We start from the raw sequence: 7,331 nt of genomic DNA, 5'->3' as shown, positions 1-7,331 counted from the left end.
GATGATGTTTTAGATATTACTTTAGGTTACTACATTGTTGTAAAATGTGAGCTTATTGTACAACTACTCATCCCTGCTTATGATTACTGTCCAGTTCCAAAAGAACCATGTGAAGAAGAGCCTGAAGAAGATCCATGTGAAAGATTTGATAGAGCCCCAATTCCTAAGTTCTATCCAGATCAAAACTTAGATCCATTATTCCCAGACTGTGACGATAATGATTAAAAGTACTATAACTTAAAAATAATTAAGGTTTATGTAGTTATATGAATAATTTAACTTCGTTAAAATTAGTAATCATGAAAGGTGATACTATTCTTAAGTATATTATTTTATAATAAATGCCTATCTCTCATCACCTTTCTTTCATAAAACTCATATACTATAATAAAAACACTCAACAAAATAATTTAATATTCTAATTATTAACACAATTATCATTTTTAAAATTTATGTAATTAAAGGGAGGATTCTATTTATGAATTCAATGTCAAAAGGTTATTATGATCCTTGCAAAAAAGAATCTAAAGAGGACAAACACTGTCCAACTATTATAAAATGTGGTACTCCTAGTGCAACTACAATTCCAGTAGCGACTATAGCAGGTACAACTTTTACTGTTAGCTCTGTTACTTTAGATAATTCTTGCTTATGCAATCCAATAACAAAACTAGAATTCGCAAGTAATCTTGTTGCTCCAGTTGCATTTACAGGAACTCTAAACTTCCAAGTATTTAAACTTTGTAAAGGTCAAGTTACTCCAGTTCCAGTTGGACCTTCATGGACATTTGATTTAGTAGCATTACTTTCATCTAGAACATTCTCATTCTTTGTTTGTGATTGTGATTCTTGTTTTGATGATTGCTGTACCTATACTGTAGTAGCAACTGTTACTAGTGCAGTTACTGTGGGAACTCTTAATATTAATAACGCAACACTTGGAGCAATATCAACATGTGGCAGAAATAACTGTTGTTAAAGAATAGTTATATATCGATGAGCTTAGCTAGTTTTCATATAAATAAATAAATTACTAATATTAATGTTAACAAAGTCTCGGAGTGTGAAATTTCCATTCCGAGATTTTTCTTATGTATCTGTAATTTATATATTATTATTCTAAAACAATTATCTTTTATATTTTTATGAGCAATCACGAAACTTCAATATTTTGAATATAATGTATAATGAGCAATAGCTTTATGACTTAATGATAGATATTTCTTATTTTAATGATAAGTCATATATTTATTTGTGTTGTGCCTATAAAAGGAGGATTATATGATTTATTTAGATAATGCAGCTACATCCTTTCCAAAACCATCAGAAGTTTATGACCAAGTATTAAATTGCATGAAAAATTATTGTGCTAATCCAGGGAGAGGCTCCCATGATATGTCCGTGAAATCAGCTTTGAAAATCATGGAAGCAAGAGAGGAAATATGTGAATTATTTAATATACCCAGTCCTTTGAATTTGATTTTTACTAGTAATGCTACAGAAGCCTTAAATATATCAATAAAAGGAGCTTTAAAAAGAGGAGACCATGTTATTAGTACAGTAATTGAACACAATTCTGTTTTAAGACCACTTCATTCATTATTTGAAGATGGAGTTGAAGTTACTTTGGTAGGTGTAGATAAATCAGGTTATATTAATTTTAACGACATCAAAAAAGAGATTAAGAAAAACACTAAAATGATTATTATCAATCACACTTCTAATGTATTAGGCAGTATTCAGGATATTAAAAGCATCGGAAGGATTTCAAAGGATAATGGGATTATATTTATGGTAGATGCATCTCAAAGTGCTGGAGTAATTCCAATTGATGTGGAAAATGATCATATTGATCTATTAGCTTTCCCAGGACATAAAGGGTTATTTGGACCTCAAGGAACAGGGGGATTATTTATAAGAGATGGTATTAAGCTAAGGAATTTTAAGGAGGGTGGAACAGGAAGTAACTCACACTTTATGGTCCAACCAGATTTTGTTCCGGATCAGTTTGAAAGTGGAACACTAAATACGCCAGGAATTGCAGGTTTATGTGAAGGTGTAAAATTTATTAAGAGAATTGGATTAGATAATATACGAAAGTATGAAGAAGAATTATTATGGTATTTGTTAGAACAGATAAAAAAACTTTCTTACGTAAAAATTTATGGAAGTGATTCTAAAAAACAAAGAAGTGCAGTAATTTCATTAAATGTAGATGGAATTGATGCTTCAATTGTTGGCGAACAACTAAATGAAAGAGGAATTGCTGTACGGACAGGCTACCACTGTGCACCTTTAATACATGATGTAATCGGTACGGAGTATGCTGGTACGGTAAGGGTGAGTCCAGGTTATTTTAATACTTTAGAGGATATAGAAAAATTAGTGGAAGCAATTATAATGATTTATAAATTAAAATAATGTGAAATGGAGGATACAGTACATATATAATTATATATGTAATAAAAAAACATTAGGATGTGAAAGTTATGAATGCTTGTAATAATTCAAACTCTCTTTATCAAATAGACAATCCTAGTGATTGTGAAAGATATAAAATGCTTGAATATATACTAAAGATGCAGAATAGATTAGATGATCTAGATAATATAATTGATTTAATGAGTCCGCCTAAAGATATAACAAATATTTGTCCACCAGGGTATGCGAAAAACATTAAAGTAGCAGTAATTGGTGGGGGAGAGGCAGGGCTATCTGCAGCCTTTGAACTTAGGAAGATAGGATGTAATGTTACTTTATTTGAAGCAAGTCAGAGAATAGGTGGTAGGGTATATACCTACTATTTTGACAGAAATAAAAGATACTATGGTGAATTAGGACCAATGAGTATACCAGTATCCCATGAGACGACTTGGCATTATATAAATCTTTTTAACCTTAACACAAGCCCCTTCGTAAATAATAATACTAATACTCTGCTTTATGTAAGAGGCAAAAGAGCTGTGAATAATCCTAAAGGGAAATATATATCAAGGAATATATTTCATGAATTTCTTTTGACAGACAGCGACAGAAACAAAGTTCGTTCACAACTTAATAGAAAATTTTATCAAAAATATTTAGATGCTCTTACATCTGAAGAAAGAAAGGAGTTAGTTGAAACTAAACCTGAATACTTAAAAAGTATAGAGGACATAGATAAACTAAGTTATAGAAGAGCATATGAAAATGAAGAGTTTAGTGAAGATGCAATATCAATGTTAGGTTATCTGGAAGGTAGTCATCAGTTTTTTAGATTAAGTCTTACAGAAATTTTACAGCAATATTATACTGTTGATTCTGAGTTCACTTATGGTATTAATAATGGTATGATTAACTTACCTTTTTCATTATACAAAGCAATTTGTGGAAACTTAGAAGAAGTGTACAAAGGTATTGACAAAGATAAATTAGGTTGTGTAGATATAAAAATGGGTTCTCCAATTGATGGCATATATAGTTCATCTTCAAATAATAAAATCCTTCTTAAATATAAAGAATGTGGAACAAGCAAGGAGAATCTAGAGGAATATGATTATGTTATATGTGCTATTCCATTCACAAGCTTGAGAAGAGTTGAGATTAATCCTCTTTTCACAGTGACAAAGATGCAGGCAATAAATGAAATGAATTATGAAACAGCGCAAAAGATATATTTATATATTAAGAAAAGATTTTGGGAAATGGGAAATACGTCAAAAAGAATAGTAGGAGGACGATCTTTCACTGATCTACCACTAACTTCAGTTTACTATCCATCAGATCACGCAAAACCTGTACCTAATAAATATGGGAATTGGACTTTAAAGAATGATGTAAAGACTGAAGAGCCAGGGGTATTGCTTGCTAGTTATAGTTGGGGTCAAGAAGCTGTTAGGTTAGGCAATGAAAACCCTGAGTTGCAAGTTAATGATGTTATAAAATACCTTGAAAAAATGCATGAACTTCCTCCTCATTATATTGATGAGAATTTTATTGATTATAAGTCATTAATCTGGTCTGATGTACAGTATATATGGGGAGCAGCGGCACTATCAAAACCAGAGGATAAAACACTGTTTTCATATGCTGTAACTGTTCCAGAAATGGGAAATAGAGTATTCTTTGCAGGAGAGCATATATCACAAAAACATGCATCGCAACAAGGCGCTTTACAGAGTGGAATGATTTCAGCAAATGAAGTAGCAAAGCAAATAGTATCTAATAAAAAATAGGCATAGGGTTAAAGTATAATTGAATTTTAGTATAAATGTAATGACCTACATCAGCTAGATGTAGGTCATTTTCTTTCTATATAAAATGAAAGCTCATCTTTATTAATGAAATAGAGCAACATTATTATAGACTAATCGGAATTTTATATTTAAAAAATAGTGAGTTGGAGTTAATGAGGGTTTATTGAAAATATATAGATATGATACTGAATTATGCATAGATGTTTTAGTAAATAACTGTATTGAGTACCAATTCAAATACAGTTAGAGTTAAACTAGGAGGTGCACCCGTACTAAATCCTACTGGATATAGAGTGTCTACTGTATCGTCTACAGCTCCCCAAGGAAGTGCAACATCAAAAATATTATTGAATAATTTAATTTGTTCATCTCTTGGAATATTTGTTCCTCCGAATCTATAGTCAAGAAATACAGCTAGACGATTAGCGTTTAAATTAACAATTTTATTATTTTCGATATGAATAAAATCAACTTGTGCAAAATCTATTGGAAGAAAAATAATTGAACTACCAGATAAAGCTTTGGATATATGAGTTATTGTATTTTCATCTATTAAAATTGATGCATTTTGAAATTCAGTATTAAATAGTGTAAATTGAGTAAAAGAATTTGAAATATTATTTCTAATAATAATTGAACCACTTGACAATGGGATACCTTCAAATGTCATTGTAGCTAAGCTGTCAGTTGATCCATTAAAAGTGTTTCCAGCAATAAGTGTTCTACCTTGTACAGATTCAATATGCAAGGAATTTCGATTACCAGTATGAATAAATGTTGTAGATAAAATAGAGAGATTATTTGCTTTAATAAAGGCGTTGCGGCGACCTCCTTCCATAATACAACTACTTATAGTGATATTGCTATAAATATCATCGGGAAAAGCTTTAAAAGGAATATTAAATAGCGAGTTAGAATTTCCAGAAATTGGTGTAAGTGCTACGAAATGAAGTCCTTCAAGGGTAACATTATCTGATTGAATAGATAAATGAGAAGTATCACCAAGATCTGCAAATGTAATCATTGTTGTATCGGCAGAAAATCCTTTAAGTGTTAATGATTTATTAATTATTAACTGTGCGATAAGATTATAACTACCAGGAAATATTAATATGGTGTCGCCGGGTGAAGCAGCTGCTATGGAGGTGGGTAAATCTGTATAAAACAACAGTTGGGTTATATTATAAATTCTATTTGTTGTCAATGCTATATTATCTCCAAAAGAAAGATAAGTGATGTCTTGAGATATAGCAAAAGTAATCTGTGCCCCTGGTAATGTTGATTGTAATTTTACGGCTGTTGTGCGGATAAAAGGAGATTCTAAACTTATATTATATAGTCCGGGAGACATATTAATAGTGTTAATGGTAGAATCGTTTAATGCTTCCAAAAATTCAACGGTATTTGTAACATTAGCTGATGTTCTTAGATTTAATTTTTGAATATACACAGCCGCAGTTACACTTTCATTTGTTATATCGGGTATAGTTTGGAGGATAACAGGTGTGTCGGACAACATGTTTACAATAGTAATTATAGAAGGTGAATTGATACTAATGATTGCATATCCAGTATTTTGTTGATTTGTATCACCTGATTTAAATATAGTATCAGTAACAAGAACTCCATTAATAAAAATACCAAATACATTCGGCTCAGCTCCAGATATACTGAACATTACTTCGTAGTCACCAGCAACTTCTATGAAAATTTCAGATTCTCCTACAATATGACCAATGTGTCCCAATATCCAACCATTTGAGTTATATTTTATAGCTTCTTGGGATGGTATCAGCTGATTTCCTGTATTATATATATAGGCATATTCGCTTATATTTGCATCTACAGGTTGGGGTATTACAGTATATTCAATATTTAGAAATGGTCTTTGAATTGGTGCTGACCATTCACTAGATAGATATCCAATAGTAGAGAGAATTATATTTTCTATTCCAACTAAAGTGATACCATTGTTGGGTAGTATATTTTCAAACCAATCAATTACTATATTTGTTATATCAATACTAATAAAAGTATTAACATCTGCATCTGTTATATCTATAGAATAGGGAGTTGGATTTATGGATGGCGCATTATTCCAAGTAACAGTATTCTGTAAAAAATCATTTGAATTAGTAAATACGCTAACAGTTTGAGGAGATAATGCTCCATCTGAAGAATCTTTTCTATATACAAATAAATTTAAAGAAGCATTTAAAATAGTATTTCCGCCAGGTATAACTCCAGATAAATTAAATTTTAATAAACTTCTAAATACATCTGCAGGTTGAACAAACACGCCTGTAAATAAAAGACTTGACGTACCAAAATTATTGTTTGGCTTTAGCATAGAGATATAAGTGTCATGTACAGGTGAAAGTTGTAAAGAGGGCATAACGTCATCTCCTTATTATTTTAGATTTATTTTCTTTTCCCCTGTTGTTTTAAATTATAACAAATTTACTTTACATAATATATTAGAGTATAAAAAAATTGTACTCAGAGCAATAACTATAAATTATATTTTTTATAAAGAATAAAAAGTTAGTGAAAGAAAACTCAAGGTTAGTAACCTCGAGTTTAATTAATTTAAAAAGTATATATTTATAAATTTTCATTTTAAAATCTATAAAGTTAAGGACGATAATTGATTGCCCTTAACTTTAAATTAGCTAAACTAAATTATTTTCGTATACTCATAATTTTTAGCAACAGTTACATCTACCACATGTTGATATTGCTCCAAGTGTTGCATTGTTGATATTAAGAGTACCAACAGTAACTGCACTAGTAACAGTTGCAACTACAGTATAGGTACAGCAATCATCAAAGCAAGAATCACAATCACAAACAAAGAATGAGAATGTTTCTGATGAAAGTAATGCTACTAAATTGAATGTCCATGCAGGTCCTACAGGAACAGGTGTAAATTGACCTCTACAAAGTTTAAATACTTGGAAGTTTATAGTTCCTGTGAATGCAACTGGTGCAACAAGATTACTTGCAAATTCTAACTTTGTTGTTGGGTTACATAAACCACAAGTGTCTAAAGTAAGAGAGCTTACAGTGAAAGCTGTACCAGCTATAGTAGCTGCA

Annotated in this window: 5 protein-coding genes and 1 pseudogene; 4 read left to right on the top strand and 2 right to left on the bottom strand. The window is 30.7% G+C overall.

All coding sequences use genetic code 11. The features are described from left to right. The 4 genes and pseudogenes from B2671_RS16125 to B2671_RS16110 all read left to right on the top strand — a co-directional run. Nucleotides 1–225: pseudogene (locus tag B2671_RS16125) on the top strand (hypothetical protein); the annotation flags it as partial. Nucleotides 226–478: 253 nt separating this feature from the next. After that, nucleotides 479–979: a DUF4489 domain-containing protein gene (locus tag B2671_RS16120; protein WP_346871317.1), complete on the top strand. Its 501-nt coding sequence runs from the start codon at nt 479–481 to the stop codon at nt 977–979. Between the two features lie 302 nt (nt 980–1,281). Beyond that, complete coding sequence (locus B2671_RS16115; protein ID WP_346871316.1) at nt 1,282–2,421, top strand: aminotransferase class V-fold PLP-dependent enzyme; 1,140 nt, start codon at nt 1,282–1,284, stop codon at nt 2,419–2,421. Between the two features lie 68 nt (nt 2,422–2,489). Beyond that, nucleotides 2,490–4,214 (top strand): NAD(P)/FAD-dependent oxidoreductase, encoded by a 1,725-nt coding sequence (locus B2671_RS16110; RefSeq protein WP_346871315.1) that lies wholly within the window; start codon nt 2,490–2,492, stop codon nt 4,212–4,214. Between the two features lie 226 nt (nt 4,215–4,440). On the opposite strand, the gene B2671_RS16105 is transcribed toward B2671_RS16110, so the two are convergent. Together B2671_RS16105 and B2671_RS16100 are read right to left on the bottom strand one after the other, a co-directional pair. Beyond that, the gene (locus tag B2671_RS16105) at nt 4,441–6,630 is read right to left on the bottom strand and encodes a DNRLRE domain-containing protein (RefSeq protein WP_346871314.1); all 2,190 of its coding nucleotides are present in this window, start codon (nt 6,628–6,630) and stop codon (nt 4,441–4,443) included. Between the two features lie 310 nt (nt 6,631–6,940). Next, a partial coding sequence (locus B2671_RS16100; protein ID WP_346871313.1) for a DUF4489 domain-containing protein occupies nt 6,941–7,331 on the bottom strand: 391 nt, incomplete at its 5' end.

Origin of the sequence: Clostridium sp. UBA5119, from assembly GCF_002414285.1 — a bacterium.
In the GTDB taxonomy this organism is placed as follows: Bacteria; Bacillota; Clostridia; order Clostridiales; family Clostridiaceae; genus Clostridium_J; species Clostridium_J sulfidigenes.
This window is presented reverse-complemented; position numbering and strand designations above follow the sequence as displayed.